Annotated in this window: 24 protein-coding genes; 16 read left to right on the top strand and 8 right to left on the bottom strand. The window is 62.4% G+C overall.

What is annotated here, in order from left to right:
- Positions 1-5: 5 nt before the first annotated feature.
- On the bottom strand, positions 6-1,061 hold the full coding sequence (locus tag M0D65_RS01635; RefSeq protein ID WP_266250654.1) for a nucleoside hydrolase: 1,056 nt from the start codon (positions 1,059-1,061) through the stop codon (positions 6-8).
- A gap of 2 nt (positions 1,062-1,063) precedes the next feature.
- Positions 1,064-2,185: a porin gene (locus tag M0D65_RS01630; protein ID WP_266250652.1), complete on the bottom strand. Its 1,122-nt coding sequence runs from the start codon at positions 2,183-2,185 to the stop codon at positions 1,064-1,066.
- Between the two features lie 276 nt (positions 2,186-2,461).
- Between M0D65_RS01630 and M0D65_RS01625 the strand changes: the two genes are divergently transcribed.
- The 8 genes from M0D65_RS01625 to M0D65_RS33075 all read left to right on the top strand — a co-directional run bounded on the left by M0D65_RS01625 (position 2,462) and on the right by M0D65_RS33075 (position 10,938).
- Positions 2,462-4,081, top strand: a complete 1,620-nt coding sequence (locus tag M0D65_RS01625) for an NAD(P)/FAD-dependent oxidoreductase (RefSeq protein WP_266250650.1) — start codon at positions 2,462-2,464, stop codon at positions 4,079-4,081.
- Between the two features lie 98 nt (positions 4,082-4,179).
- Positions 4,180-4,887, top strand: coding sequence for a DJ-1/PfpI family protein (locus tag M0D65_RS01620; RefSeq protein ID WP_266250648.1), 708 nt, complete (start codon positions 4,180-4,182; stop codon positions 4,885-4,887).
- A 464-nt stretch (positions 4,888-5,351) separates the two neighbouring features.
- Positions 5,352-6,626 (top strand): NupC/NupG family nucleoside CNT transporter, encoded by a 1,275-nt coding sequence (locus M0D65_RS01615; protein WP_266250646.1) that lies wholly within the window; start codon positions 5,352-5,354, stop codon positions 6,624-6,626.
- A gap of 34 nt (positions 6,627-6,660) precedes the next feature.
- On the top strand, positions 6,661-7,980 hold the full coding sequence (gene deoA, locus M0D65_RS01610) for a thymidine phosphorylase (RefSeq protein WP_266250644.1): 1,320 nt from the start codon (positions 6,661-6,663) through the stop codon (positions 7,978-7,980).
- Between the two features lie 16 nt (positions 7,981-7,996).
- Positions 7,997-9,247 (top strand): phosphopentomutase, encoded by a 1,251-nt coding sequence (locus M0D65_RS01605; RefSeq protein ID WP_266250642.1) that lies wholly within the window; start codon positions 7,997-7,999, stop codon positions 9,245-9,247.
- A 19-nt stretch (positions 9,248-9,266) separates the two neighbouring features.
- Positions 9,267-9,662, top strand: a complete 396-nt coding sequence (locus M0D65_RS01600; RefSeq protein ID WP_266250640.1) for a cytidine deaminase — start codon at positions 9,267-9,269, stop codon at positions 9,660-9,662.
- Between the two features lie 74 nt (positions 9,663-9,736).
- Positions 9,737-10,435: an HAD family phosphatase gene (locus M0D65_RS01595; protein WP_266250638.1), complete on the top strand. Its 699-nt coding sequence runs from the start codon at positions 9,737-9,739 to the stop codon at positions 10,433-10,435.
- Positions 10,436-10,665: 230 nt separating this feature from the next.
- Positions 10,666-10,938 carry a YjhX family toxin gene (locus M0D65_RS33075; protein WP_091010342.1) on the top strand — a complete coding sequence of 91 codons (273 nt, stop codon included), beginning with the start codon at positions 10,666-10,668 and terminating at the stop codon, positions 10,936-10,938.
- On the opposite strand, the gene M0D65_RS01590 is transcribed toward M0D65_RS33075, so the two are convergent.
- Positions 10,871-11,017 carry a hypothetical protein gene (locus M0D65_RS01590; RefSeq protein WP_266250636.1) on the bottom strand — a complete coding sequence of 49 codons (147 nt, stop codon included), beginning with the start codon at positions 11,015-11,017 and terminating at the stop codon, positions 10,871-10,873. The genes M0D65_RS33075 and M0D65_RS01590 overlap by 68 nt on opposite strands.
- A gap of 93 nt (positions 11,018-11,110) precedes the next feature.
- Between M0D65_RS01590 and M0D65_RS01585 the strand changes: the two genes are divergently transcribed.
- From M0D65_RS01585 to M0D65_RS01575, 3 genes are all read left to right on the top strand, one after another.
- Positions 11,111-12,361 carry an amidohydrolase family protein gene (locus tag M0D65_RS01585; RefSeq protein WP_266250634.1) on the top strand — a complete coding sequence of 417 codons (1,251 nt, stop codon included), beginning with the start codon at positions 11,111-11,113 and terminating at the stop codon, positions 12,359-12,361.
- Positions 12,362-12,438: 77 nt separating this feature from the next.
- Positions 12,439-13,815, top strand: a complete 1,377-nt coding sequence (locus M0D65_RS01580) for an MFS transporter (protein WP_266250632.1) — start codon at positions 12,439-12,441, stop codon at positions 13,813-13,815.
- Between the two features lie 181 nt (positions 13,816-13,996).
- Positions 13,997-15,265, top strand: a complete 1,269-nt coding sequence (locus tag M0D65_RS01575) for an MFS transporter (RefSeq protein ID WP_266250630.1) — start codon at positions 13,997-13,999, stop codon at positions 15,263-15,265.
- A 22-nt stretch (positions 15,266-15,287) separates the two neighbouring features.
- On the opposite strand, the gene M0D65_RS01570 is transcribed toward M0D65_RS01575, so the two are convergent.
- Positions 15,288-15,812, bottom strand: a complete 525-nt coding sequence (locus tag M0D65_RS01570) for an Lrp/AsnC family transcriptional regulator (RefSeq protein WP_091010349.1) — start codon at positions 15,810-15,812, stop codon at positions 15,288-15,290.
- Positions 15,813-15,974: 162 nt separating this feature from the next.
- On the opposite strand from M0D65_RS01570, the gene mdeB reads away from it, so the two are divergent.
- Positions 15,975-18,680 carry an alpha-ketoglutarate dehydrogenase gene (gene mdeB / locus M0D65_RS01565; protein WP_266250627.1) on the top strand — a complete coding sequence of 902 codons (2,706 nt, stop codon included), beginning with the start codon at positions 15,975-15,977 and terminating at the stop codon, positions 18,678-18,680.
- Positions 18,681-18,700: 20 nt separating this feature from the next.
- On the opposite strand, the gene valS is transcribed toward mdeB, so the two are convergent.
- Positions 18,701-21,271 (bottom strand): valine--tRNA ligase, encoded by a 2,571-nt coding sequence (gene valS / locus M0D65_RS01560; RefSeq protein ID WP_266250625.1) that lies wholly within the window; start codon positions 21,269-21,271, stop codon positions 18,701-18,703.
- Positions 21,272-21,598: 327 nt separating this feature from the next.
- On the opposite strand from valS, the gene M0D65_RS01555 reads away from it, so the two are divergent.
- Entirely contained in the window at positions 21,599-22,111 is a 513-nt protein-coding gene (locus tag M0D65_RS01555; RefSeq protein WP_266250623.1) for a tetratricopeptide repeat protein, read from the top strand.
- Here the strand turns inward: M0D65_RS01555 and M0D65_RS01550 are convergent, their stop codons facing one another.
- The 3 genes from M0D65_RS01550 to M0D65_RS01540 form a co-directional block, all read right to left on the bottom strand.
- A complete protein-coding gene (locus M0D65_RS01550; RefSeq protein ID WP_266250622.1) occupies positions 22,112-22,531 on the bottom strand; it encodes a hypothetical protein in 420 nt (139 codons plus the stop codon).
- Positions 22,528-23,328 carry an aminoglycoside phosphotransferase family protein gene (locus M0D65_RS01545; protein ID WP_266250621.1) on the bottom strand — a complete coding sequence of 267 codons (801 nt, stop codon included), beginning with the start codon at positions 23,326-23,328 and terminating at the stop codon, positions 22,528-22,530. Before M0D65_RS01545 ends, M0D65_RS01550 begins: the two co-directional genes overlap by 4 nt.
- A gap of 70 nt (positions 23,329-23,398) precedes the next feature.
- Complete coding sequence (locus tag M0D65_RS01540) at positions 23,399-24,283, bottom strand: LysR substrate-binding domain-containing protein (RefSeq protein WP_266250619.1); 885 nt, start codon at positions 24,281-24,283, stop codon at positions 23,399-23,401.
- 166 nt (positions 24,284-24,449) lie between these two features.
- Here M0D65_RS01540 and M0D65_RS01535 point away from each other — a divergent pair, with 166 nt between their 5' ends.
- The 3 genes from M0D65_RS01535 to M0D65_RS01525 are packed head-to-tail and all read left to right on the top strand — an operon-like array spanning position 24,450 to position 26,196.
- Positions 24,450-24,995, top strand: coding sequence for a sugar ABC transporter (locus tag M0D65_RS01535; protein WP_266250617.1), 546 nt, complete (start codon positions 24,450-24,452; stop codon positions 24,993-24,995).
- 7 nt (positions 24,996-25,002) lie between these two features.
- The gene (locus tag M0D65_RS01530) at positions 25,003-25,329 is read left to right on the top strand and encodes a hypothetical protein (RefSeq protein WP_266250615.1); all 327 of its coding nucleotides are present in this window, start codon (positions 25,003-25,005) and stop codon (positions 25,327-25,329) included.
- A gap of 21 nt (positions 25,330-25,350) precedes the next feature.
- Positions 25,351-26,196 (top strand): MBL fold metallo-hydrolase, encoded by an 846-nt coding sequence (locus M0D65_RS01525; RefSeq protein WP_266250613.1) that lies wholly within the window; start codon positions 25,351-25,353, stop codon positions 26,194-26,196.
- The last annotated feature ends 25 nt before the right edge of the window (positions 26,197-26,221 follow it).

Here is a 26,221-nt window from a genome sequence, read left to right as displayed (position 1 = left end):
CGCGCTTAGGGCAGGTTAGCGATGTTGGCGCGCAGCGTCGCATAGAAGCCGTCCGCATCGACTTCGTTGATCCACAGCGCGTTCGGCGCGCGGCCGCTGTGCCCACTCCAGTCGACGACGGTTTCGCCGAGCGTCCATTCGCCGGTCGTCTCGATCTCCACGTTGACCTGCCTGCCCTTGAAGAGCGTCGGATCGATCAGATAGCCGGTGGCGGTCGGGTCGTACATCGGCGCTTCTTCGACGCCGTGGCGTCCCTTCTGATACGCCACTTCCGCGGTCATGATGTCCGCTACGACCGTGCCGCAACGCGTGCCGAGCGTGCGGAACGGGGCAATCCGCGCGGGCGTGATCGGCGCCTTGACCGCCACGTCGCGCGGCAACACGACAATCGGCACGCCGCTCGAAAAGACGATCTGCGCCGCCTGCGGATCGACATAGATATTGAATTCCGCGGCCGGCGTGATGTTGCCGCGCTCGAAGAAAGCGCCGCCCATCAGCACGATTTCGCTTAGATGGTCGCGAATATCCGGTGCTTCGGTGAGCGCGGTGGCGAGGTTGGTCAGCGGACCGAGCGAGCAGATCGTGACGCTATGCGGCGCGGCCGCGCGCAAGGTTTCGATCAGATAGTTCACCGCATGTCCGGGCGCGAGCGGCGCCAGTGGCTCATGCAGCGTGACGCCTTCGAGGCCAGTCTTGCCGTGCACGTTGGCGGCGGTGACGAGCTCGCGCACCAACGGCCGCGGACAACCCGCATAGACGGGCAGTGTCGTCGTGCGGCCGGCCCAGTCGCGGATGATGCGCGCATTGCGTTCGGTCAGGTCGAGCGGCACGTTGCCGGCAACGGCCGTGAGCGCACGCACATCGAGCCGGTCGCTTGCGCCGAGCGCGAAGAGAATCGCAATCGCGTCGTCCTGACCAGGATCGGTGTCGATGATGACCGTGCGGCGTGGAGTCGGGTTCATGGTGGAGGCCCATGCAGTAGTGGGGAGCAGGGCGCCGGCGGCAAGCGCAAGCGAGCCTTTGAGAAACGCACGGCGCGGGAAGTCGTCAGTATCGCTCATAGTCAGAACAGGTGGCGGATGCCGACCGTCGCGATGACCTGGCGCGTACTGGTCGAGCGGGCATAGGCGAAGATCTGCGCGTACTTCGCGTCGCCGGCGGCGAGCTGTCCGATCACCGTCAACGCGACATCGGTGCGCTTCGACAGGAAATAGTCTGCCTGCAGATTGACCTGATGCCACTTCGGATGCGTGTCGATCACGTCGTACTTGCCGGCCGTATAGCCATACGCGGCGCCGAGAAAGAGCGCCGGTGTCAGCGTGTACACGACGTTCACACCGTAGTTCTGCAGATGCAGGTGCGAGTTGTCGAGGTAGTCGTAATGGACATCGGTAAACAGCGCCGCGAACTGCGCGCGGCCGATCGTGTAGAAACCGCCGGTGCCGAGGATGCGCTGTTTGCTCGCGAATACCGACGGGTTCGTCGCGCTCTTGTCGAAGATCAGCAGTGACGAGGCATAGTCGTTGGCGATTGCGCCGTCCTGATTCGTGCTGCTGTACGGATGGTTGTACTGCGCGTAGACAGCGCTCCAGCGCAGCGGACCGTTCTCGTAGCCGACGCCGAAGCTGTACGCGTTGTTGTTGCTGAAGCCCACCGTATTGCTGAAGCCGTATTGCGCCGTCGCCTTCAGGCCGCGATAGGCGGCGCTCACGTACTTCACCGAGTTCTGCACGCGGATGTCGTTATAGCCGTTGTCGTTGTCGCCGATGTTCACACCGTTGCTGGCGATGATCACCGGTCCGATGTAGTCGTGGATCGTGTCGTACTGACGACCGAAAGTCAGCGTGCCGTAGTGTTTGTCCGACAGCCCGACGAACGCCTGGCGGCCGAATTCGCGGCCGTTCTGCGAGGCAGTGCCGCTCATGACGTTGAAGCCGTTTTCGAGCTGGAAGATCGCGCTCAGTCCGCCACCGAGGTCTTCCTTGCCTTTTAACCCCCAGCGCGGGTTCTGGTTGGTGCCGCTCAGCGCCTGCCAGGCATTCTTGCCACCCTGGTTGGACGCGAAGCCCACGCCCGCGGAGATCAGGCCATAGAGCGTCACGCTGCTTTGCGCGCAGGCCGGCGCAGCAGCGGTGGCGGCGAGCGTGCTGAACATTGCCAGCGGAGTGAGCTTGCGGAGTTTCATCGTGATCCGGGCAGTGGAAGTGGAGTAACGCGCTGTGAGAATGTGGCGACAAGGCGGCGAGGCGCCGCAATCGACTGACCGGACTATACGAAGCTCGCGCGTATAAAAATAATTTTGTTTTCTTATGAATCGATAGATTGAATTTATTCTCGCTGCAACTCAGGGTGCCGCTGAAGCCTGTGCACCGCGTCGTACGGCAGCTTTCCCTTCGAAAACCCGCCGAACCTATAAAATACGGTTTCGCCGCGATTCCCGCGGTGGCCGCCCCCAATACACATGCTACGTTTAAGCGAAGTCAAACTCCCTCTGGACCATGTCGAAGCCGATCTCGAAGCCGCGGTTCGCGCGCGCCTCGCGGAGCTCGGCGTGGCGGCAGACGGCCTCGTCCGCTACACGGTGTTTCGCCGTGCGCACGATGCGCGCAAGCGCTCCGATATCCGGCTGACCTATATCGTCGACGTCGAAGTCAAGGACGAAGCGGCTGCGCTCAAGCGGATCGCTGGCAAACCGCATTGCGCGGTAACGCCCGACATGACGTACCGCTTCGTCGCGCAGGCCCCCGAACACACGGATCGCCTGCGCCCAGTGGTGATCGGTATGGGACCGTGCGGTCTGTTCGCCGGGCTGATCCTCGCGCAGATGGGGTTTCGTCCGATCATCCTCGAACGCGGCAAGGCCGTACGCGAGCGCACCAAGGACACCTTCGGCCTGTGGCGCAAGGGCGTACTCAACCCTGAATCGAACGTGCAGTTCGGTGAGGGCGGCGCTGGAACGTTTTCCGATGGCAAGCTGTACAGCCAGATCAAGGACCCGAACCACTATGGCCGCAAGGTGCTCGAAGAATTCGTCAAGGCAGGCGCGCCGGAAGACATCCTGTATCTGAGCCGGCCGCACATCGGCACGTTCCGCCTTGTCAGCATGGTGGAAAAGATGCGCGCCACGATCCACGAACTGGGCGGCGAAGTGCGCTTCGAAACCCGGGTCGACGACATCGAAATCGATCAGGGCAAGGTGCGCTCGCTCAAGCTCTCGAACGGCGACACGCTGCGCTGCGACCACGTCGTGCTGGCCGTGGGCCACAGCGCGCGCGACACCTTCCAGATGCTGCACGATCGTGGCGTGTATATCGAAGCCAAGCCGTTTTCGCTCGGCTTTCGCATCGAACATCCGCAGGGTGTGATCGATCGTAGCCGTTTCGGTACGTTTGCGGGCCACAAGCTGCTCGGCGCGGCCGACTACAAAGTGGTCCATCACTGCAGTAACGGACGTTCCGCCTACAGCTTTTGTATGTGCCCAGGCGGCACGGTGGTCGCGGCGACGTCCGAACCGGGCCGCGTGGTCACCAATGGCATGAGCCAGTATTCGCGGGCCGAGCGCAACGCGAATGCGGGCATCGTCGTCGGCATCACGCCAGAAGATTATCCGGGCGGCCCGATGGCAGGCATCGCGTTCCAGCGCAAATGGGAAGAGCGCGCATTCGAACTCGGCGGCAGCAACTACAACGCGCCTGGTCAACTGGTCGGCGACTTTATCGCGGGCCGGCCGTCGACGTCGCTGGGCTCCGTCGTGCCGTCGTACAAGCCGGGCGTCCATCCCACCGATCTCAGCACGGCGCTGCCCGACTACGTGATCGAAGCGATCCGCGAAGCATTGCCGCAGATCGATAGAAAGATCGCCGGCTTTGCGATGCACGACGCCGTACTCACCGGCGTCGAGACGCGCACTTCGTCGCCGATCCGGGTGCGCCGCAAGGACGATTGCCAGAGCATGAACGTCGAAGGTCTGTATCCGGCCGGCGAAGGCGCAGGATATGCCGGGGGGATCTATTCGGCGGCCATCGACGGCATCGAGGTAGCGCAGGCGCTCGCGCTCAATCTGACGGCGGCGCGAGCTTAACGGGTGCTTGGCAGAAACTGAAGGTTGGTTGTCTTTCTTGCCATCGGCGGGAATGCTCCAATGGGTTCTTTGGACCACCAACCTCAAGGATGAACGCGATGTCGCAAACCAGTCCCGTCCGCACCGCCGGCTTTCTGCTGTTTCCCAACGTGACGCAGCTCGACCTGACCGGGCCGCAAGAGGTGTTGACGCGCATGCCGGGCTGGAAAGCCGAACTCGTTGCGGCGTCGCGTGCGCTGGTGCGCAGCGATAGCGGCCTCGTGATCCAGCCCGACGTCACCTTCGCCGAAGCGGCGCATTACGACCTGCTGGTGGTACCCGGCGGTCCGGGCGTGGATGTGGCGATGCTTGATCGCGAAACCGTCGCGTTTGTTCGCGACAAGGCCCAGCGCGCCGAGTACGTGTTCGGCATCTGCACCGGTTCGTTGTTGCTGGGCGCGACCGGATTCTTGCGCGGGCGGCGCGCGGGCACCCACTGGCAGTCGCGCGAGCAACTTGCGAAGTTCGGCGCGACAGTGAGTACCGAACGTCTTACGGTCGACGGCAATCTGTTCACGTCGGGCGGCGTAACGGCCGGCATCGACATGGCGCTGCGCGTCGTGGCGGAGCTGGCCGGCGACGACGTCGCGCAGCAGATCCAGTTGCAGATCGAGTACGATCCGGCGCCGCCGTTCAATGCTGGTTCGCCTGATGTTGCGCCGCCGGAAGTCGTCGAGCGGTTGCTGGCTGCGTCGGCGCAGCGTCGTGCAACGCGCTCGGCAGCGGTGGATCAGGCCGTTGCGCAGCTCGCTGCCTTCGACCGCTGAGCGCGGCGCATTCGTGCGCGCTTGTGCGCTTTCCAGCTCGCGATGAAGTTAACATCGAAAGCCTCCATTCCATCCGGACCCGCCTGGGTCCGTTAGCTTCGTAACACGTCGGCTGTCCCCCAGCCGACGCGCACCGCCCCTTCGAATTCCGCTCGTCCGCTCCGAACCCCACCGATATTCCTGCCAGTCCGTCCCGCACTCACCATGCAATATGCATCGATTTGCGTGTCGCCGCACTTTCCTCCACGATCGCGCCACTCCCGGTTCGCCCAGCGTTCGCTTGGTGAAAACCCGCATTGTGACCGCGTCGAATCGTAATGAGAATTTCGAAACATTTTTTGTTATGTAACTATCATAAAACCCGGAATCGACCGGCTCGCCCGGCGGCACACAGTACAACGGCACTTCCCCTGCACCGGTCGCGTCGTCCGGCCAGTCAACCTAACTATCCCTGTGAGCCCAACGTGAATATCGTCCGCAGCCTGTCTGGCATGGCGTTTCTGTTGCTGATCGCGTATGCGCTGTCGGCCAACCGGCGCGCAATTCGTCCGCGCACCCTGATTGCGGCCTTCGCGGTGCAGGTGGCGATCGGCGCATTCGTGCTATTCGTGCCGCTCGGTAGCGAGGCGCTCGCGGGTGCCGCGCACGGCGTGAACCGTGTGCTCGAGATGGGCGATCGCGGCGTAACGTTTATGTTCGGCGGTCTGGTCGGTGACCAGATGTTCAAGGTGTTCGGCGACAACGGCTTCGTGTTCGCCCTGCGCGTGCTGCCGATGATCATCTACGTCACCGCGCTGATCGCCGTGCTGTATCACATCGGCGTGATGAAACTGATCATCAACGGCTTCGGCGGGCTGTTCGAAAAACTGCTCGGTGTGAGCCGCATCGAAGCGTGTTCCGCGGTGGCGACGATCTTTCTCGGGCAGAGCGAAATGCCTGCTTTCGTCAAACCGTTCGCGAAGCAGATGACCGGCGCCGAACTGTTCACGGTGATGACGAGCGGGATGGCATCGGTGGCCGGCTCGGTGCTGGCGGGCTACGTCGGGCTCGGTGTGCGGCTCGACTATCTGCTCGCCGCCTCGTTCATGGCGGTGCCGGGCGGCTTGTTGTTCGCGAAGATCATCTTTCCGACGACCGAAGCACCGCAACCGATCCCCGAGAAACTGAGCTTCGACGAACGACGCTCGGCGAACGTCATCGAAGCCGTTGCATCCGGCACGGCTGTCGGCCTGCGCATTGCGCTAAATGTGGGCGGGATGCTGATTGCGTTCATCGGTCTGATTGCGCTGCTCAACATGATTGTCGGCGCAATCGCGGGGCTCTTCGGCCACCCCGATCTCACGATGCAGCTTATTCTCGGCTACGTGTTTTCACCGCTCGCGTGGATACTCGGTGTGCCGTGGCACGATGCGCCGCTCGCGGGTAACTTCATCGGCGAAAAGCTGATCCTCAACGAGTTTGTCGCGTATGTCGATCTGTCGCCGTACCTGAAGAGCGCGCACGACGTGGCCGCAGCGGGCCTCAAGGTGCTCGACCCGAAGACGGTCGCGATCGTCACGTTTGCGCTGTGCGGGTTCTCCAATTTTTCGTCGATTGCGATTCTTGCCGGCGGTTTCAGCGCGGTCGCGCCCGAGCGCCGCTCGGAAGTCGCGCGCTACGGCCTGCGCGTCGTCGCGGCGAGTACGCTGTCGAACCTGATGAGCGCGGCCATCGCCGGCACGTTCCTGTCCTTACACTGAGCAGCGTCCAATCCATTCGAGCAAGTGAATCAACATGTTTCTAACCCAGGAAATTATTCGCAAGAAGCGCGACCGCCAGCCGTTGAATGAAGCCGAGATCGCAGCATTCGTGCGCGGCGTGACGGACGGCAGTGTCAGCGAAGGACAGGTCGCGGCGTTTGCGATGGCGGTCTTTTTCAACGACATGAGCATTGCCGAGCGCGTGGCGATGACGCTCGCGCAGCGCGACTCGGGCCAGGTGCTCGGCTGGCGCGATCTCGAGCTGCCGGGGCCGGTACTCGATAAACATTCCACCGGCGGTGTCGGCGATCTGACGTCGTTGCTGCTCGGACCGATGGTGGCCGCGTGCGGCGGTTACGTGCCGATGATCTCGGGGCGCGGGCTCGGTCACACCGGCGGCACGCTCGACAAGCTCTCGTCGATTCCCGGCTACAACGTGACGCCCGACACCGACGCGTTTCGTCGCGTGGTGCGCGACGTGGGTGTGGCGATCATCGGCCAGACTGCGCAGCTTGCTCCCGCCGACAAACGCATTTATTCGATCCGCGACGTGACCGCGACGGTGGAATCGGTCGCGATGATCACCGCGTCGATTCTCTCGAAGAAGCTCGCGGCCGGACTCGACGCTCTCGTGATGGACGTCAAGGTCGGCTCGGGGGCGTTCATGCCGAGCTATGAGAAATCGGTGGAACTCGCGCGCAGTATCGTCGCGGTCGGCAATGGCGCGGGCATGAAGACGACGGCCGTGCTGACCGACATGAACCAGCCGCTCGCACCGTGTGCGGGCAACGCGCTCGAAGTGCGTTTTTCTATCGACTACCTGACCGGTCGCACGCGGCCCACGCGCGTGCATGAGGTGACGTTGGCGCTGGCTGCGCAGATGCTCGTGCTGGGCGGTCTCGCCAGCGATGTCGCGCAGGGCCGCGACAAGCTCATCGCTGCACTCGATTCAGGCGCGGCCGCCGAGCGTTTCGCGCAGATGGTGACCGCGCTTGGCGGTCCTGCCGATCTGCTCGAGACGTACGATCGTCAGCTCGGTCATGCGCCGGTTGTGTTGCCGGTGGCTGCGCCGCGTGCGGGTGTTGTTGCGCAGATCGATTGTCGTGCAATGGGTCTCGCGGTGGTGGGTCTTGGTGGCGGCAGACGTCGTCCCGAAGACACAATCGACTACCAGGTGGGGCTCACGGATATCGTCGAACTGGGCGAGCGTGTCGAAGCAGGGCAAGCGCTCGCGCTTGTCCACGCTCGCGACACCGCGGCGGCACAGCGCGCGGCCAGCGAGATTCTCGCCGCCTGCACGATCGCCGACGCTGATGCGAACGTTCCGCCGTCGCTGTACGATGTGATCGACTAGTTCAACGGACGTCGTCATGCGTGCAATCATTTTGATCCTTGATTCGCTGGGCGTCGGTGCCGCGCCGGACGCCGTGCGTTTCGGCGATGTCGGTGCAGATACGCTCGGCCACATCGCTGCGAGTTGCGCGCGCGGTGAGGCAGAGGTGGGGCGTAGCGGACCGTTGCGGATTCCGCATCTCGAACAGCTCGGCATCGGCCTCGCCAATCAGCTGGCGACCGGCGCGCTGGCACCGGGTTTTACCGCGACGCCGACGTTGATCGGTGCATACGGTGCGGCGCGCGAACTGTCGTCGGGCAAGGACACGCCATCGGGGCACTGGGAACTGGCGGGTGTGCCCGTGCGTTTCGACTGGGGTTACTTCGAGCAACCCACTCATACTTTTCCGCCCGAACTGCTCGATGCGCTCGTGCGGCGTGCGGGATTGCCAGGCTACCTCGGCAACTGCCACGCGTCGGGCACGACGATACTCGACGCGCTCGGTGAAGAACACCGCGCGAGCGGCAAGCCGATCTTCTACACATCCGCCGATTCCGTGTTCCAGATTGCGTGCCACGAAGAGACGTTCGGCCTGCAGCGTCTATACGACCTGTGCGAGATTGCACGCGAGGAAGTGGACCGCTACAACATTTGCCGCGTGATCGCGCGGCCGTTTACCGGTGACGCGCAACACGGCTTCACGCGCACGCCGAATCGCCGCGACCTGGCGGTGCCGCCGCCTGCTGCGACCGTGCTGGAGAAACTCGCTGCGGCAGGCGGCGAGGTGGTGTCGATCGGCAAGATAGCCGACATCTACGCGCACGTCGGCATCACGCGCAAGATCAAGGCGCATGGACTCGACGGGCTGTGGCAGGCGACTTTCGATGCGGTGCGCGAGACGCCCGACTTCAGCATCGTGATGACGAACTTCGTCGACTTCGATCAGAACTTCGGACATCGCCGCAATACGCCCGGCTATGCGGCCGCGCTCGAATACTTCGACACGCGGCTGCCGGAACTCTACGACTTGCTCGCGGACGACGACGTGGTGATTCTGAGCGCGGACCACGGCTGCGATCCGACGTGGCCGGGCACCGACCACACGCGCGAACACGTGCCGGTACTCGTGTACGGCAAGCGCGTGACGCCGGGTAGTCTCGGCGTGCGCGAGAGTTTTGCGGATGTCGGGCAGAGTCTGGCCGACTGGTTCGGACTCACGCCGTTCGCGGACGGTGTGTCGTTTCTCAGCGCACGTCCTGCACCTCATGCTCCTTCCGCGCCGCAATGAACCGAACTCAGGAGTCGCTATGACTACCCACGAACAACTGATCGAAGAAGCCCGCAAGGCACGCACGCACGCCTATGCGCCGTATTCGAATTTCCACGTCGGCGCTGCGCTGCGTGCGAAAGACGGCAGGATCTTTCACGGCTGCAACGTCGAAAATGCGTCGTACGGGTTGTGCAACTGCGCGGAACGCACAGCGTTTTTCGCAGCGGTGGCCGAGGGATACAAACCCGGACAGTTCGATGCAATCGCCGTGATCGGCGCCACGGACGATCCCATCGCGCCGTGTGGCGCATGTCGTCAGGTGATGATCGAACTCGGTACGCCGGCGCTTACTGTCGTGCTGAGCAATCTGACCGGCGCCGTCGAGGTGACTAGCGCTGACGCGCTGCTGCCGGGGGCGTTCTATCTGAAGTGAACGGCAGCGTGAACGATGTAATGAGCGGCGCTGCGGTATGCTTGTGCGCTCCGCTCACTCTTCGCTACCGTTCGATGTCCGATTTCCCTTTTGATGCCGTCATCTTCGACTGCGACGGCGTGCTCGTCGATTCGGAGCCGATCACCAACCGCGTGATCACCGAAATGCTCAACGAACTGGGCTGGTCGATCGGCATCGAAGAGACGATGCGCATTTTCGTCGGCAAGACGGTGCGAGACGAAGCGGCACAAATCGAAGCACACACCGGTTTTGCCGTCACGTCCGAGTGGCTCGCGCAGTTTCGTGCGCGGCGCAACGAAGCGCTCGAGCGCGACCTGGTCGAGATTCGCGGCGCACCCGATGCGGTGCGCGCGTTGCATCGTACGCTGGGCGGACGGATCGCCGTGGCGTCGGGCGCCGACAAGCCCAAGGTCGAAATGCAACTGGCGAAGGTCGGCATTCTCGAGTGCTTCGATGGCCACGTGTTTAGCGGTCACGACATGGCGCGCAGCAAGCCTTACCCCGATGTTTATCTTGCAGCCGCGGCTGCGCTCGGTGTCGATCCGGCCCGTTGCGCCGTGGTCGAAGACACGGCGACCGGCATAACCGCAGGCGTCGCGGCCGGCGCGACGGTGTTCGGTTACAGCCCCAAGGTCGTCGGGCAGCAAAGCCCCGATGCGCTGCGCGCGGCAGGCGCCGTCGCGGTGTTCGAGGATATGAATCAACTGCATGCGCTGCTTGCGGGCTGGACCGACACGTCGCGCGCTGCGTGAACTGCGCGCCACAGCGCACGTTTGACCACACGACAAACCGAAGGTAGCATTCCGCCTTCATCTCACCCTTCCGCGCTTCAAGCGCGGATTGTCCGAGGAACTATGTTGGAGCTTGTAGCCGCCTGCTAACCGCTTCGTTTCAATGAAGCTGCGTTAGCCGAACCCTGGCAGCGTGCCCGCACACAGCGGGCAGCGCTATTTGCGTTCGCGGTTACAACCTATGCTCCAACATGAATATTTCCAGGCAGGAACAACGTGTTCTGCACGTACTCGCGCAGGGTGGCGAAATTCGCCTTCAGCGTATCGATAACCAGATCATCGACGTAGATTGCTTCAACCGTTACGGGCTGAGGCTCAGCGATTGCACGCCTTCTGTTTTCCGGAAACTGAAGCGCCGAGGCCTGATTTCAAGCATCGATGGTCGGCCGTATCAGATCACGCGGCTTGGGCGGGAAGCGGTGCGTCCGCAGCTGGATAACCGGGCGCCGGCGCGTAGCCGGTAATCGATGGATCGCGGCGCGTGGCCTGTTCGTAAGCGAATGGGTCCGCGCGCTGCGCTGTAAAACAAAGCACGTCGGACATCCGCATCTCAACCCGCAGTCTGTGTACGATGCGAGATAGCGGCGCGCACCACGCGCCCTCATATGTCGTGCTGTTTTTCTCCGGAGGCTCACGATGGATCCCGTGTTGTTCCGCAACGGCGCCTTGCTCGATCCCACCCAACCCGAACTGTTACCCGGCCACGACGTGCTGGTCGAAGATGGGCTTATCCGCGAAGTATCGGACCGGCCTATTACGAGCAGTCGTGCCCGTGTCGTCGATCTGAAAGGAAAGACGATCATGCCGGGCCTAATCGATCTGCACGTGCATGTCGTCGCCGTCGAATTCAATCTGCCGCGCGTCGCGACCTTACCCAACGTGCTCGTCACGCTGCGCGCCGTGCCGCTGATGCGCGCGATGCTGCGCCGCGGCTTCACGACGGTGCGCGATGCGGGCGGCGCCGGTTATCCGTTCAAGCAGGCCGTCGAAACCGGGCTCGCGGAAGGACCGCGCATGTTCGTCTCCGGCCGCGCGCTGAGTCAGACCGGCGGTCACGGCGATCCACGCGCGCGCAGCGACTACATCGCGCCCGATGCGCCGTGCGGTTGCTGCGTGCGAGTCGGCGCACTTGGACGCGTAGCAGACGGCGTCGACGAAGTGCGCCGCGCCGTGCGCGAAGAGCTGCAGATGGGCGCCGACCAGATCAAGATCATGGCGTCCGGCGGCGTCGCATCGCCGACCGATCCGGTGGGCGCATGGGGCTATTCGGAAGACGAGATTCGCGCGATAGTCGGCGAAGCGCAGGCGCGTCACACCTATGTGCTCGCGCATGCGTACACGGCCGATGCGATTGCCCGCGCGGTGCGCTGCGGCGTGCGCACCATCGAGCACGGTAATCTGATCGACGACGCGACCGCACGCGTCGTCGCTGCGCACGATGCGTTCGTCGTGCCGACGCTCGTCACCTACGATGCGCTTGCAAGCGAAGGCGCGAAGTACGGCCTGCCGGAGGCGAGCATTGCGAAGGTCGCGGACGTGCACGAAGCGGGCTTGCGCTCGCTCGAAATACTCAAGCGAGCCGGCGTGAAAATGGGCTTCGGCACCGATCTGCTCGGCGAATCGCAACGCCTGCAGAGCGATGAATTCCGCTTGCGCGCCCAGGTGCTGACGCCCGGCGAGGTGATCGCAAGCGCGACGCTGGTCGGCGCCGAAGTGCTTGGCATGACCGGCAAGCTCGGGCAACTCGTGCCGGGCGCGTTCGCCGACGTGCTGGTCGTGGACGGCAACCCGCTCAAGTCGATCGACTGTCTGCTTGGGCAAGGCGAACACATCCCGTTCGTGATGAAAGGCGGCCACATTCATTTTGACGAGTTGCAGCACGGCTAGACACGGGGGCACACTGCGCGGGCACGTGTGAACGCAGTGTGCCTGTCACGATCCGTCGATAGCCGGGAGCGGCCGCCATGACTTCGATTTCTGCCCGTATCGAGCGCATGCCGTTCGCGCGCTTTCATCGTCGGTTGCTGTTGATGGGTGGCCTTGGCTACACCTTCGACGCGATGGATGCCGCGGTGCTCGCGTTCCTGCTGCCCGTATTACGTCAGCAATGGCATCTGACCAGCGTGCAGACCGGTGTACTCGGCAGCGGCACGTTCATCGGTTACTTCGTCGGTGCGATGCTGGCGGGGATGCTCGGCGATCTGATCGGGCGGCGTCGCGTGATGATGTGGGCGCTTGTCATCTACTGTGTCGCGTCGCTTGCCAGCGCGACCGCGCACGACTGGCCGTTCTTCCTCGCGACGCGCATCGTCGCGGGGCTCGGCACCGGCGCGGAAAGCGCGATCGTCGCGCCGTTCCTGTCGGAGTTCGTGGCGCGGCGTTATCGCGGTGCGTTCACTGGCAGCCTCGCGGGGTTCTTCTCATTTGGCTTCGTCGCTGCTGCGCTGCTTGGCTATTTCGTGATTCCGCTTGGTTCCGAAGCGTGGCGCGTCGTGATGGTGATCACCGCATTGCCGATCGTGATGCTGCTGTGGTGGCGCCGCGCGTTGCCCGAATCGCCGCGCTGGCTCGAAGCGCGCGGACGGCACGTCGAAGCCGAAGCAATCATCGCCGCCGCGGAAGCCGAGATGCTCGCCGATGGCATCCATCTCGACCCATTGCCACCCGACGCCACAACCGAGGGCGCCGTGCCGATCGCCGCCGAACGCGCATCGGTTGTCGCGAATGTGAAGGCGCTGTGGTCGCGCTCGCTTGCGCGCATCACCGCAATGACCTGGCTGATGTGGCTCTCGATCACGTTCAGCTATTACGCGTTCTTCACATGGATTCCCGGCTTGCTCGTGCAAAGCGGCATGACGATCACACGCAGCTTTTCGTATTCGCTCGTGATGTATCTCGCGCAGATTCCCGGCTATTTTTCGGGTGCGTGGCTTAACGAGAAGATCGGCCGCCAGGCGACCATCGCAAGCTATATGGTGCTGGGCGGCGTATCGGCGCTCGGTCTCGCGCTTACGCGCAGCGATGCGGGCATCATGGCCTCAGGTGTGCTGTTGTCGTTCTTCATGAACGGCACCTATGCCGGCGTCTATGCGTACACGCCGGAAGTGTTTCCGACCGATGTGCGCGCAACCGGTTCGGGACTCGCTTCGTCGATCGGTCGGCTCGGTGCGATTGCGGCGCCGATTCTCGTCGGCTATCTGTATCCGGTGTTCGGTTTCGCGGGCGTGTTCGGTGCGACGACGACGGTGCTGCTCGTCGGCGCGCTGGCCGTCGTGCTGATGGGCGTGCCGACGCGCGGCCGCTCGCTTGAGGATATTGCCGCGCAGCAACTGCATCGCTGAGCCGGGCGTTCACCTCACGAGGTCGCAACGTACCCCGACGCGGGGCAGCCATAGGGCCGTAGCGCCTTTGCCGGGTAGTCCCGATACCGGAATCGCGCGTGAACTGGCGGCACCTGCGCAACGCCTATACGATCGGGGACCGGGCCTGCGCCGCGTGCCCGCATCATGCAAGGGCCCCACGATGACTCCCTCTCCCCGCAGCGTTGCGCAGGCCACCGACGACAACGACGGCGGCGCGCCGCACTGGCAGCGCAACCTGATCGTCTGCGTATTCGGCTCGTTCACGACGATCGTCGCGATGACCTTGCTGCTGCCGTTTCTGCCGCTGTACGTCGAGCATCTCGGCGTGACCGATCATGCGGCGATCGTCCAGTGGTCCGGTATCGCGTTCGGCGCGACGTTCTTCAGCGCGGCGCTGGTTGCGCCGCTGTGGGGCCGGCTTGCCGATCTCTACGGCCGCAAGCTGATGCTGATCCGCTCCAGCCTCGGCATGGCCGTCGCGATGTCGCTGATCGGCATGGCGCACAACGTCTGGCAACTGGCCGCGCTGCGACTGCTCGCGGGGTTGCTGGGCGGCTATGCATCGGGCTCGACGGTGCTGGTCGCCACACAGACACCGAAAGGGCGCACCGGCTGGGCGCTCGGTGTGCTCGCGTCGGGCATCATGGCCGGCAACCTGGTTGGCCCGCTGATCGGTGGAATACTGCCGCCGCTGATCGGCATCCGGCAAACGTTCTTCGCAGCAGGCGCCGCGATCTTTGTCGCGTTTCTCGCAACGGCGTTCCTGATCCGCGAGGCGCCGCGTCCGCCGCGTTCAGCCGGTTCGTCGAAGCAACGTCAGCAGGGCGCATGGGCTTCCGTCGACGATCGCCGCCCCGCCGTCGCGATGCTCGTCACCGGGTTGCTGCTGATGGTCGCGAACATGTCGATCGAACCGATCATCACGGTCTACGTTGCGCAACTCGTCGACGTACAGCACGTCACGATGGTGGCCGGGTTCGTGATGTCGGGCGCGGCGCTCGGCAGCATTCTGTCCGCGTCGCGGCTCGGCAAGCTCGCTGACCGGGTGGGGCACTGGAACGTGATCGTCGGTTGCCTCGCGGTAGCCGCGGTGCTGCTGATTCCGCAGGCGTATGTCACTGCCGCGTGGCAACTGATCGTGCTGCGTTTTCTGATGGGACTCGCGCTGGGTGGGTTGCTGCCGTGCATCGCGAGCGTGATCCGGCACAACGTGCCCGATCGCGTAGCCGGCACGTTGCTCGGTTATTCGACTTCTTCGCAGTACGCGGGGCAGGTGGTGGGGCCGTTGCTCGGCGGGTTCGTGGGCGGTCATCTCGGCATGCGTGCGGTGTTTCTCGGCACCTGCGTGTTGATGGCCGGCGGCGCGCTTTACAACCGGACGGTGCAGCGTGGCCGGGCGCTGGCGCGAGCGGCCACCGACAACCGCTAACCACTAAAGGCGCGGCGCGCGTTCAACGCCAGTCGGTTGCGACGTCGTCCGGATCGATCAGCGTGAGCCCCGACGCCGGCAGCGGCAGCGCCGTCTTGTAGCGCACCTGCTTGAGCGCAAAGCTCGAGCGGATATTCGACACGCCAGGAATCTTCGTCAACTGATCGAGGATGAAGCGCTCGAGCGTCGGCATGTCGGGCACGACGACACGCAGCAGGTAATCGGCATCGCCCGTCATCAGATAACACTCCATCACTTCCGGGCGCTCGCCGATCGCCTGTTCGAAGCGCCGCAGCGCATCCTCCACCTGCTTCTCCAGACTGACCTGAATGAACACGTTGATGCGCAGCCCGAGCGGCTCGGGGTTCAACAGCGTGACCTGCTGTTTGAAGAGCCCGAGTTTTTCGAGCGCCCGCACGCGGTTGAAGCACGGCGTGGGCGACAGATTCACCGCGCGCGCCAGCTCGGCATTGGTGATGCGGGCGTTCTGCTGCAACTGGCTCAGGATGCCAATATCGATGCGATCCAGCCGACGAGGGGAGTTCATAGTCTAAATATTCTGTTGATTGGCGGATAACCGGAATAAATACACTATAGAAAGCCATTCTGACAAGCAGATGAGACGCATATTCTGCGAGCGGGCGGGTAGCATATTTCGAATGTTCGATGGCTTGAGATAGCTCGAAACCGCCCTTTGCGGAGTACGACGATGACGGATTTATCCAGCGGCAGCGACCCGATCCGGCGTGTTGCCGGCGCCGAAGACGATAGCGATCCCGCGGAAACCGCCGAATGGCTCGGCGCGCTCGACGGTGTGATCGCGCATGTCGGCCGGGAGCGCGCGCAGTATCTGTTCGAGCGTCTGGCCGCCCATGCGCAGTCGCTCGGCGTGCGCCCGGTGCGCTCGCGTGCGACGCCGTACGCGAACACGATTCCTGTCGCGCAGCAACCGCGCTATCCGGGCGACCTCGAACTCGAAGCGCGGCTCGCGGCAGCGCTGCGCTGGAACGCACTCGCGATGGTGGTGCGCGCGAACCGCGCGTACGGCGAACTCGGCGGTCATATCGCGAGCTACGCGTCGGCGGCCGATCTGTTCGAGGTGGGTTTCAACCATTTCTTCCGCGCGTCAGCCGACGATGGCGCGGACGGCGATCTCGTCTACTTTCAGCCGCATTCGTCGCCAGGTGTGTATGCGCGTGCGTACCTCGAAGGATTTCTGAGCGAAGAGCATTTACGACATTACCGGCGTGAGATCGCAGGTCCTGGGCTGTGTTCATATCCGCATCCGTGGTTGATGCCCGACTTCTGGCAATTCCCGACCGGCTCGATGGGCATCGGTCCGATCAACTCGATCTACCAGGCGCGCTTCATGCGCTACCTGCAGAACCGCGGGCTTGCGCACACCGAAGGCCGCAAAGTGTGGGGCTTTTTCGGCGACGGCGAGATGGATGAGCCGGAGTCGCTGGGTGCGTTGTCGCTGGCGGCGCGCGAGCAGCTCGACAACCTCGTGTTCGTGATCAACTGCAATTTGCAGCGGCTCGACGGTCCGGTGCGCAGCAACGGCCGCATCATCGACGAGCTCGAAGCGCAGTTCGCCGGTGCGGGCTGGAACGTGATCAAGGTGGTGTGGGGTTCGGACTGGGACGATCTGTTCGAGCGCGATCGCAGCGGCGCGTTGTTGCGCGCGTTCGCGCATACCGTCGACGGGCAGTTCCAGACGTTCTCGGCCAACGACGGCGCGTACAACCGCGAGCGCTTCTTCGGCCAGAACCCCGAACTCGCGGCACTTGCCGCATCGCTTGGCGACGACGACATCGACCGCCTGCGCCGCGGCGGTCACGACGTGCGCAAGCTGCACGCAGCGTATGCGCAGGCGCTCGCGCATCGCGGCCAACCGACGGTGGTGCTCGCGAAGACGATGAAAGGCTTCGGCATGGGCGCGTCGGGGCAGGGCCGCATGACAACCCATCAACAGAAGAAACTCGACTTCGACGATCTGAAGGCGTTTCGCGACCGCTTCCGGTTGCCGCTCTCGGACGACGACGTCGAGCAAGTGAAGTTTTACAAGCCAGCGGAAGACAGCCCGGAGATGCAATACCTGCACGCGCGCCGGGCTGCCCTGGGAGGCTATCTGCCCAGAAGGCGGAGAGTGGCGTCGAAGGGATTGACCGTTCCTTCGCTGCCGTCCTGGGGGCAATTTTCGCTGGAGGCAAACGGCCGCGAGATGTCCACGACGATGGCGCTCGTGCGCATGCTGACCGCACTGTTGAAAGACGGTGAACTAGGCCCGCGTGTCGTGCCGATCGTCGCCGACGAGGCGCGTACCTTCGGCATGGCGAACATGTTCCGCCAGGTCGGTATCTACTCGCCGCTCGGCCAGTTGTACGAGCCCGAAGATCTTGGCTCGATGTTGTACTACCGCGAAGATACACGCGGGCAGATTCTCGAAGAGGGCATTTCGGAAGCGGGCGCGATGTCGTCGTGGATCGCCGCGGCGACCGCGTACAGCGTGCACGATCTGCCGATGCTGCCGTTCTACGTCTACTACTCGATGTTCGGCTTCCAGCGGATCGGCGACATCATCTGGGCGGCCGCGGACCAGCGGGCGCGCGGTTTTCTGATCGGTGCGACGTCGGGCAAGACGACGCTTGGCGGCGAGGGCTTGCAGCATCAGGACGGCACGAGCCATCTGAGCGCGTCGACGATTCCGAACTGCCGTGCGTACGATCCGGCGTTTGCATATGAGCTGGCGGCGATCGTCGACGAAGGGATGCACGAGATGGTCGAGCGTCAGCGCGATGTGTTCTATTACGTGACGGTCACCAACGAAAACTACGCGCAGCCGTCGGCGCCGGATGGCGATCTTTCCGTGCTGCGCGAAGGCATTCTGAAGGGCATTTATCCGCTTGCGTCGTCTGGACATGCGCAGGTGCAACTGCTTGGCGCGGGGGCGATCCTCGGCGAAACGATTGCCGCGCAGCGGATCCTCAAAGACGACTGGGCTATCGATGCCGCGGTGTGGAGCGTGACGAGTTTCACCGAATTGCAGCGTGACGGTATCGCCGTCGAGCGGCAGGTGCGTCTTGGCGAACGCGGAAATGTGCCGCACGTGACGGCTGCGCTGGCAGGTGCCGCAGGTCCGGTGATCGCTGCGACCGATTACGTGCGCGCGTTGCCCGAGTTGATTCGCGCGTATGTGCCGCATCGCTATGTGACGCTCGGCACCGATGGGTTCGGTCGTAGCGATACGCGCGAGGCGTTGCGTGCGTTCTTCGAGGTCGACCGGTACGCGATTGTGATCGCGGCGTTGCGGGCGCTGGCCGATGACGGTGCGATCGATACGCAGGTGGCTGACGATGCGTTGCGGCGGTATCGGGCGGCGGCGCCCGTTGAGGCGCCGCCTTGGGAGCGTTGATGACCTGTGCGTGTCGTCGTTCAGGCTAGCGTGACGCTGACCTGAAACGTCTCAGATGCGATCATTTCGATCTGTGCGACTTGTCCCGCGTCGCGCAGATCGTTCTCCGCTTGTTGCAACAACGCTAGCCGTTGCGCGGAATCGCTGACGGCGAGATGAGCCACGCCCGCCTTCATCGACACCTTTGCCTCCGACTTGGCGCGGCGAATCTCGCGCAAGACATCGGAAAGCACATCGATCGTAGCGCTGCTTGCGTCCTGTCCGGCGAGTGTTTCAAGCGCAGCGGCATCGGGCCACGCAGCACGGTGAATCGTGGTCTCTTGCCACCACGACCAGCTTTCCTCGGCCGCGAAAGGCAGAAACGGCGCGAATAGCCTCTGGATGACCGACAGCGATTCCGTTAGCGCCCGGTGAGCGGATGCCGCGCCGATGTCCGTGCCGCGCGCCCGGTTCTTCACCAGTTCCACGTAATCGTCGCAATACCACCAGAAGAAGGTCTCCGTATGCTCGATCGCCTTGCTGTAGTCGAATGCGGCAAGCGCAGCGGTAGCGAGCGCGACAACCTTCGCGAGACGCGCAATCATCGCGCGATCGGTTGCTTCGGTAAGCGTGCCGTCGGCGGTGTAGGCAGTGTCTGCGGCATCGGCAAAACCGAGCGCGAACTTCGACACGTTCAGTAGCTTCAACGCGAGTCGCCGGCCGTTCTTCATCTGCGTCTTGTCGAAGGCGACGTCCATGCCGGGGCGGCCGAGCGCGGCCCAGTAGCGCACACCGTCCGATCCGTATTCGTCGAGCAGCGCGACCGGTGTCACCACGTTGCCCTTCGACTTCGACATCTTCTTGCGATCGGGATCGAGAATCCAGCCGGACAGCATCGCGTGCTTCCACGGCAACTGCTGCGTTTCCAGATGCGATCTGACGAGCGTAGAAAAGAGCCACGTCCGGATGATGTCGTGCGCCTGTGGCCTGAGGTCCATTGGAAACACCTGCTCGAAGCAACTGTCGGGCTCTTCCCAACCTGCTGCGATCTGCGGCGTCAGGGAACTGGTCGCCCACGTATCCATGATGTCGGTGTCGCCGATGAACCCTCCGGGTTGGCCCCGTTGGTGCGCGACGAACCCAGGTGGCACATGCGACTGCGGATCGATCGGCAACGCAGATTCGTCCGGACAGATCGGCGCGCTGAAGTCCGCTTGTCCTTGTGCATCGAGCGGATACCACAACGGAATCGGCACGCCAAAAACGCGCTGACGACTGATCAGCCAGTCGCCATTCAGACCGCCGACCCAGTTCGCGTAGCGGCTCCCCATGAAGCCGGGATACCAGCACAGCGCTCCGCCGCTCGCGAGAAGTTCGTCTCGTAGCGCGGAGTCACGGCCGCCGTTGCGTAGATACCATTGCCGCGTCGCGACGATCTCCAGCGGGCGTTCACCCTTCTCGAAGAACTTGACGGCATGCGTGAGCGGTCGTGGCAACCCGAGCAGGTCACCGCTCGACGTCAGCAGCTCGACAATCCGCTGACGTGCCTCTGCAACGGTACTGCCCGCGATGTTCGAGTACGCGTTGCGACCTTCTTCCGATGCGATCCAGTCAGGCACATCGCGCTGCAAGCGACCGTCCTTGCCGATGATCGCGCGCGTCGGCAAGTGAAGTTCGCGCCACCAGATCACGTCGGTCAGATCGCCGAACGTGCAGACCATCGCAAGGCCGGTTCCTTTCGCCGGATCGGCGAGCCGATGTGTCAGCACGGGCACGTCCATGCCGAACAGCGGACAGTGAACGAGACTGCCGATCAGCGAGCGAAATCGTTCGTCCTCGGGATGCGCGACCAGTGCCACACAGGCCGGCAGCAATTCGGGCCTCGTGGTGGACACCGTCACTGCATGGCCGCTAGCGCCGATGAAACGCAGATCGTGATAAGCCCCAACGGTGTCGCGATCTTCGAGTTCGGCCTGGGCGATTGCGGTCTGAAACGTCACGTCCCATAGACACGGTGCCTGCTGGCTATAAAGTTCGCCGCGTTTCAGATTTCGCAGCAACGCGCGCTGACTGGCACGCTGGGCGCGTTCGTCGATGGTCGCGTAGGTGAGGCTCCAGTCGACCGAGATGCCGAGGCGCGTGAACAGATCGCGGAACGCCACTTCATCGAGCTTGATCAGGCGATGACAAAGCTCAAGGAAGTTGCGCCGGCTGATGCGGGCGAACGACGATCTCCGCGTCGGCACGGTGCCGGGTTCGGGGGCGCGATAGTCCGGATCGTAGGCGGTCTCGAGATCGCACATGACGCCGTAGAAGTTTTCCACGCGCCGCTCGGTCGGCAGTCCGTTGTCGTCCCAACCCATGGGATAGAACACGGTCTTGCCCGTCATGCGCTGGAAGCGGGCGATGATGTCGGCGTGCGTGTAGCTGAACACGTGACCGACGTGCAGGGAACCCGACACGGTTGGCGGCGGTGTATCGATCGAGAAGACTGCTTCACGATCGGCGTTACGATCGAACGCATACGTGTGCTGCGCTTCCCATTGCGCAGACCATCGCGCTTCGATGCCTTCGAGTTGCGGCTTGTCCGGAACGCGAATAGGGCTCGCCATCACGCCAGCGGTGGCAAAAAGTTCTGATGAACCAGCAAGGGGAACAGGGTAACGCTGCGCGCAATGACGCTTGCGTTCGAGGTGGGAATGATCGGTAGACGGTGAGGTTGTTGCGGCGATTAGAGCGTCGTTACGTTTAACGGTGACATAGCATCCTCCGAAGGTAGGCGTAGGAAAGAGAGTGTCCGGGTTCGTGGCCCGGACGCTTTTTTATAACCGATTCCGGTATTTGCTGCAATGCCTTATCAGGCAATGAGTGAAAGTGTGCGATGCTTTTGCACGATCTGCAGTTGCAGTTACTTCTCCCCTAAGAGGTCGAATCAAAACATGACGAACGACGAGAAAACTGGCCAACCCGATTGGGAGCAACGTATTGCTGGTCTGTGGGCCAACATCGATAGCTACACGCCCGATGACTTCGTCGAGAAAATGCGCCTGCTCACTGACGAACTGCCTGCAGGCAATGCAATTGCCTTATTCGAACTCGCTTCGGCAAACGACTCGACCGGTCACGAGCAGCAAGCTGCCCCGCTTTATCGGCAGGCGCTTGCTGCCGGGCTCGCTGGAATACGGCGTCGCCGTGCCGTCATCCAGTTGTCGAGCACGCTGCGTAACCTCGGTGAGGCCGAAGAGAGCGTCGCCCTTCTTACTGCGGAGCGCAATGCGGGTTCGGACGAACTGGATGATGCGGTTGCGGCATTTCTCGCTCTGGCGCTGGTAGACACTGGACGCGAGCGAGAAGCGGTTGCACTCGCTCTCGACAGGTTGTCTCGCCATCTGCCAAGGTACAACCGCTCGCTTGCCGCATATGCCAGGGAGTTGATCGACGACCGCGAGTGATCATCCGTGGTCGAAGTGGCGAAAGAACAAATACATGCAGACTGCCACAGCGAACCAGACCGCGGCTCGCGCAGCGCCCGAGGCCTTGCTTGTCCCGAAGCGCCGTGTCCACAACACATTCAGTCCTTCAAAGGCCATCGTCGTAGCCAGGAACGCGATGACGTACGCCACGATTCCCAAAGCACTCACCTTGCCGGTTTCACGGTACTGAATGACGAAGGTGATCAATGCAGCGGGAACCAGAATCCATAAGATGCGCTTGATTGCTTCGGTGAACATTGCTTTCTCCGGGGTGCTGCGATTTTTGCCAGATTGTACGGCTAAGAGCATGGTCGAAAAAATGATGAGTTCGTTGCGCGTTGCGACCCGTCGATCCATCTGCAGTTGCAGTTGCCAAAAATGCCCCAGCCCGATGCTCAATCGACGATGCCAAGCGCAGATGCTGCGAGTTTCGCTATTTCCAGCCTACTGCCTGCGTCTTCCCCATCGTCGAGCATCCATACTGCCGATAACCCACTCCATGCGAGTACCCATTGCAGAAGTCGACGATGCTCGATACTGGAGGCTTCAGCGATTAACGCGAGGCGACGCGCGAAGGTACCTGGCGCCAGGGCAGCCTTGCTGTCAGGGTTACAAAGGAGGTTGGCATAGTCGAAACCGCGCTCGCCAAGCAAACCTTTTGGGTCGATAGCAAGCCAGCCAGACTGTCCGAAGTCGAGCACATTCTCGTGATGAACGTCGCCGTGTAGCACCGTAACGTCGCGCGGCGCGCCCAGCAAATCGGATGCCGTACGCGCACAGTGCCCGAAAATGCGACCGCGCCCGGTGGTCCCGGACAACAGCGCGTTGAACCATTGTGTCAACGGAACCAGCGCGGGAAGTGGTTTGGCACGCGGTCCATGCAGGCGCGAGATGGCTGTACACAAGATGCGCGTCGCGTCGTCGTCGCGACCGAGCTTGACCATCTGTGTGAGCGAGCCAGGGCCTTGCGCGCGCACCATGAGTAACGCTTTGTCGTCGTGAGCGAGTACAGGCGCCGCACCGTCACCGTTCCACCACACCATTAGACGGCTTCCCGCCTGCTCCTCAGTTGCTTGCGAAATCTTGAGCATGGCAGGTACGCAGCCTTGACGTACCGGGAGAAGGTTACCGCTGCGTGTAGCAAACGGATCGCCATCTATCGTCAGATCCCACTGCTGTAAATACTTGTCGAACATCGATTGATCTTCTCAGGTGAACAGGAGCGTTTCGTGTTTTGCGACGGACATCAGGCGTTACTTTAGGGTGCTAACTCCGGGCTTCCTCAAGAATCCATCTAGCAAACGCCTGCACTGGCGCTTCACTCAACTCAATCGGCTCAGGAAGCACGAGGCAGAAGTTTTTGGTAATCGCCTTGCCGTCCGGCCATGGCGCAACCAGACGACCTTCTTCAAGTTCTGCCTCGACGTAAAGGCGCGGCACCAATGCCACACCCAGACCGGATAACGCCGCTTCGATCAGCATGGAATGAAGATCGTAACGCGCGCCAACTGCCGAATTGGTCAACTCGATACCGACCTCCTGTGCATAAAGCTGCCACGCGTCGGGATTTTGTCGCCGGTGAAGTCGTGGCAAATCATCTAGCGATACGTTCGCATTGGTGCCTGCGAGGAGCGCCGGACTACAGACCGGCACCAGCACTTCCTCGAGCAGATGATGCAGATGCATACCCGCCCACGCAGGATGTTCAAAGTGAATGGCCGCGTCGAAACCGCTACCAGCGAGAAGGAAGGGCTCCATCCGTTCGGCGATATGCACGGTAATGTTCGGATGCTTGTCCTGGAAGCGCTTTAGCCGGGGGATAAACCAGCGCGTAGCAAAGGTAGGAATGGCGGCGATATCAATGCTCGCCCCCTCGATGGGCTGACCCATCAGATACAGGCTGTCCCGTTCCAGCCGGTCCAGCGTCTCGCGAACCTGCACCGCGTATCGCGTGCCATTGGGCGCTAGCCGAACCCGATTTCCAACGCGCTCGAATAGCGTGACATTCAAAAACGCCTCCAGTCGACCAATCTGACGACTGATGGCGCCCTCGGTCAGCGCGAGTTCCTCGGCGGCGCGAGCGAAGCTGCCGTGTCGAGCCGCGGCCTCGAAAGCCATGAGCGCGGAATTGCTTGGAATCTTACGTCGCATTGGAGTCTCTGCGGTGGGTATGCATTCGACGTCAGCTTGATAAAACGTCACTGAAAGCTGACTTTATATCGATATATACGCGGGAAATGTCAGATTAGCATTACCTCAATGCAATGAGCGTGAGTCATTTGCTGCAATACGCTCACCCGTCACGAAGGACAATCCGATGATCTACACCGTGGAATGCAGCTTTGCCGATCCCAATAGCGAAGCCGAATGGAACGACTTCTACAGCCTCGAAAAACTGCCCGCGCTCATCTCGGTTAGCGGCTTTCGCACGTCGCAGCGCTTCAAGTCGCTAAGCGATGGTTGCCCGCTCTACCTGGCGATTCACACGATCGACGGTCTTGAAGTTCTGACGGGAGATGAGTATCGCCAGAAAGGCGGCGGTAATTTCGCAAGATGGCAGCAACACATCACCGACTGGCATCGAAATCTCTATAGCGATATCGGCGTTGCGCCGGCAATAAATGCAGATGAACTCCTCGTGCTTTGTGCGAGCGGTCCCGATCCTTTGATTCAGATGGGCCTCACCCCGTTGGCGATGCAAGCCGTTGCGCTGGAGAAATTTCCGGAGCGCCGCTGGCTCGCACGATTGCCTCGGCGCAACGCTCCGTTTATCGAGAGCGTGCCTGAAGGCATTCACCTCTATGCGCCGATGACGGAACAGCTGACACGCTCTCGCGTTGTTTCGACAGAACAGCAGCAATAGGTCCGCGATGCCCAACGTCACTATCTATATTCCTATGGAGCAGATGCCGTGTGACCAGAGGCTTGCGGAGCTTTCAAGCGACTGCACCAAACTCTGTACGAGAGTCCTTGCAGCGGCGCTCGACAACGTTCACGTCATCTTCGTCGACGTTCGACATGGACGTGGGCATCCCGTCTTCGCGGAAGTCCAATATCGTCTTGAGACGTTTCGCACGCCCGAGGTAATGAACAGGTTCATGGAAGCCCTGGAGAACACCATCGCGCGCTGCACGGGTCTGACGGCGCGCATCCGCTGTTTTGGTTATGGCGCGTCGAACATTCACGCTCGAAATTAGAAAGTTTTAGGGAGAAGCATAGTGTCCAACGTTGTCTTTCCAGATCAGCGAACCGGGGATTTCACAGTCACGGCAATCAGCGACGGCTACCTCACCGCTAGCCTCGACTTTCTTTCGAACATCGATCCGCAAGAGGCCGCGAGAATACAAAGCGATGCAGGACAGAATGAGCCTTCCGCCGTGCATATCAACTGCTACGTCGTACGCGGAGCGGGGCACACAGTGCTCATCGACAGTGGAGCGGGTGGCATCAAGCAATGGGGCGGCCGGATGAGAAGCAATTTATCGCTGGCGGGTGTCGAACCGTCCGGAATCGATACGATCCTGCTCACACACGCGCATCCTGATCATGTTGGAGGACTCGTCGACACAGCCGGGCACATCGCCTTTCCGAATGCGGAGCTGGTTGTTCATCAGCGCGAGCTAGCGTTCTGGCAGGACGACGGAAATCTGGCGCGTGCCAGCGAGCGGGCCCGCGGTAACTTCCTGATCGCGCGTCGGGTGTTCGACGGCTACCGCGACAGGCTTCGCACTTTCGATGAAGGTGAAGTGCTGCCCGGCATCCGGGCGCTGCCGCTACCGGGCCATACCGATGGACACACCGGATATCTTCTCGAATCCCGCGATCAGAGCCTGCTTGTCTGGGGAGATATCGTTCACTTTCCTCACATCCAGATCGAGCGGCCAGACGTATCGATTGCGTTCGATCAGGATGCTTCGCTGGCAGCCGCCACGCGATCGCGGCTTCTGGATCTGGTCAGTGCGGAGCGGTTGCTAGTAGCCGGTATGCATCTGGGCGAACCGGGCTTCGCGCGAATCAGGCGAACGAACGGGGGCTACGGTCTGCACTACGAGACCGAAGCATGAAGCCTAAGCATGAGACCGCGCAGCG

Origin of the sequence: Paraburkholderia sp. CHISQ3 (assembly GCF_030464945.1) — a bacterium.
Classification (GTDB): Bacteria; Pseudomonadota; Gammaproteobacteria; order Burkholderiales; family Burkholderiaceae; genus Paraburkholderia; species Paraburkholderia megapolitana.
The sequence above is the reverse complement of the archived record's forward strand: the minus strand, read 5'-3'. Positions and strand labels throughout refer to the sequence as shown.

Coding starts and splice junctions, on each gene's coding strand:
- M0D65_RS01625 (WP_266250650.1), top strand. CDS start 2,462: ATGCTACGTTTAAGCGAAGTCAAACTCCCTCTGGACCATGTCGAAGCC.
- deoA (WP_266250644.1), top strand. CDS start 6,661: ATGTTTCTAACCCAGGAAATTATTCGCAAGAAGCGCGACCGCCAGCCG.
- M0D65_RS01575 (WP_266250630.1), top strand. CDS start 13,997: ATGACTCCCTCTCCCCGCAGCGTTGCGCAGGCCACCGACGACAACGAC.
- M0D65_RS01545 (WP_266250621.1), bottom strand. CDS start 23,328: ATGTTCGACAAGTATTTACAGCAGTGGGATCTGACGATAGATGGCGAT.
- M0D65_RS01580 (WP_266250632.1), top strand. CDS start 12,439: ATGACTTCGATTTCTGCCCGTATCGAGCGCATGCCGTTCGCGCGCTTT.
- M0D65_RS01635 (WP_266250654.1), bottom strand. CDS start 1,061: ATGAGCGATACTGACGACTTCCCGCGCCGTGCGTTTCTCAAAGGCTCG.
- M0D65_RS33075 (WP_091010342.1), top strand. CDS start 10,666: ATGAATATTTCCAGGCAGGAACAACGTGTTCTGCACGTACTCGCGCAG.
- M0D65_RS01555 (WP_266250623.1), top strand. CDS start 21,599: ATGACGAACGACGAGAAAACTGGCCAACCCGATTGGGAGCAACGTATT.
- M0D65_RS01535 (WP_266250617.1), top strand. CDS start 24,450: ATGATCTACACCGTGGAATGCAGCTTTGCCGATCCCAATAGCGAAGCC.
- M0D65_RS01620 (WP_266250648.1), top strand. CDS start 4,180: ATGTCGCAAACCAGTCCCGTCCGCACCGCCGGCTTTCTGCTGTTTCCC.
- M0D65_RS01530 (WP_266250615.1), top strand. CDS start 25,003: ATGCCCAACGTCACTATCTATATTCCTATGGAGCAGATGCCGTGTGAC.
- M0D65_RS01595 (WP_266250638.1), top strand. CDS start 9,737: ATGTCCGATTTCCCTTTTGATGCCGTCATCTTCGACTGCGACGGCGTG.
- M0D65_RS01605 (WP_266250642.1), top strand. CDS start 7,997: ATGCGTGCAATCATTTTGATCCTTGATTCGCTGGGCGTCGGTGCCGCG.
- M0D65_RS01540 (WP_266250619.1), bottom strand. CDS start 24,283: ATGCGACGTAAGATTCCAAGCAATTCCGCGCTCATGGCTTTCGAGGCC.
- valS (WP_266250625.1), bottom strand. CDS start 21,271: ATGGCGAGCCCTATTCGCGTTCCGGACAAGCCGCAACTCGAAGGCATC.
- M0D65_RS01590 (WP_266250636.1), bottom strand. CDS start 11,017: ATGTCCGACGTGCTTTGTTTTACAGCGCAGCGCGCGGACCCATTCGCT.
- M0D65_RS01630 (WP_266250652.1), bottom strand. CDS start 2,185: ATGAAACTCCGCAAGCTCACTCCGCTGGCAATGTTCAGCACGCTCGCC.
- mdeB (WP_266250627.1), top strand. CDS start 15,975: ATGACGGATTTATCCAGCGGCAGCGACCCGATCCGGCGTGTTGCCGGC.
- M0D65_RS01570 (WP_091010349.1), bottom strand. CDS start 15,812: ATGAACTCCCCTCGTCGGCTGGATCGCATCGATATTGGCATCCTGAGC.
- M0D65_RS01585 (WP_266250634.1), top strand. CDS start 11,111: ATGGATCCCGTGTTGTTCCGCAACGGCGCCTTGCTCGATCCCACCCAA.
- M0D65_RS01600 (WP_266250640.1), top strand. CDS start 9,267: ATGACTACCCACGAACAACTGATCGAAGAAGCCCGCAAGGCACGCACG.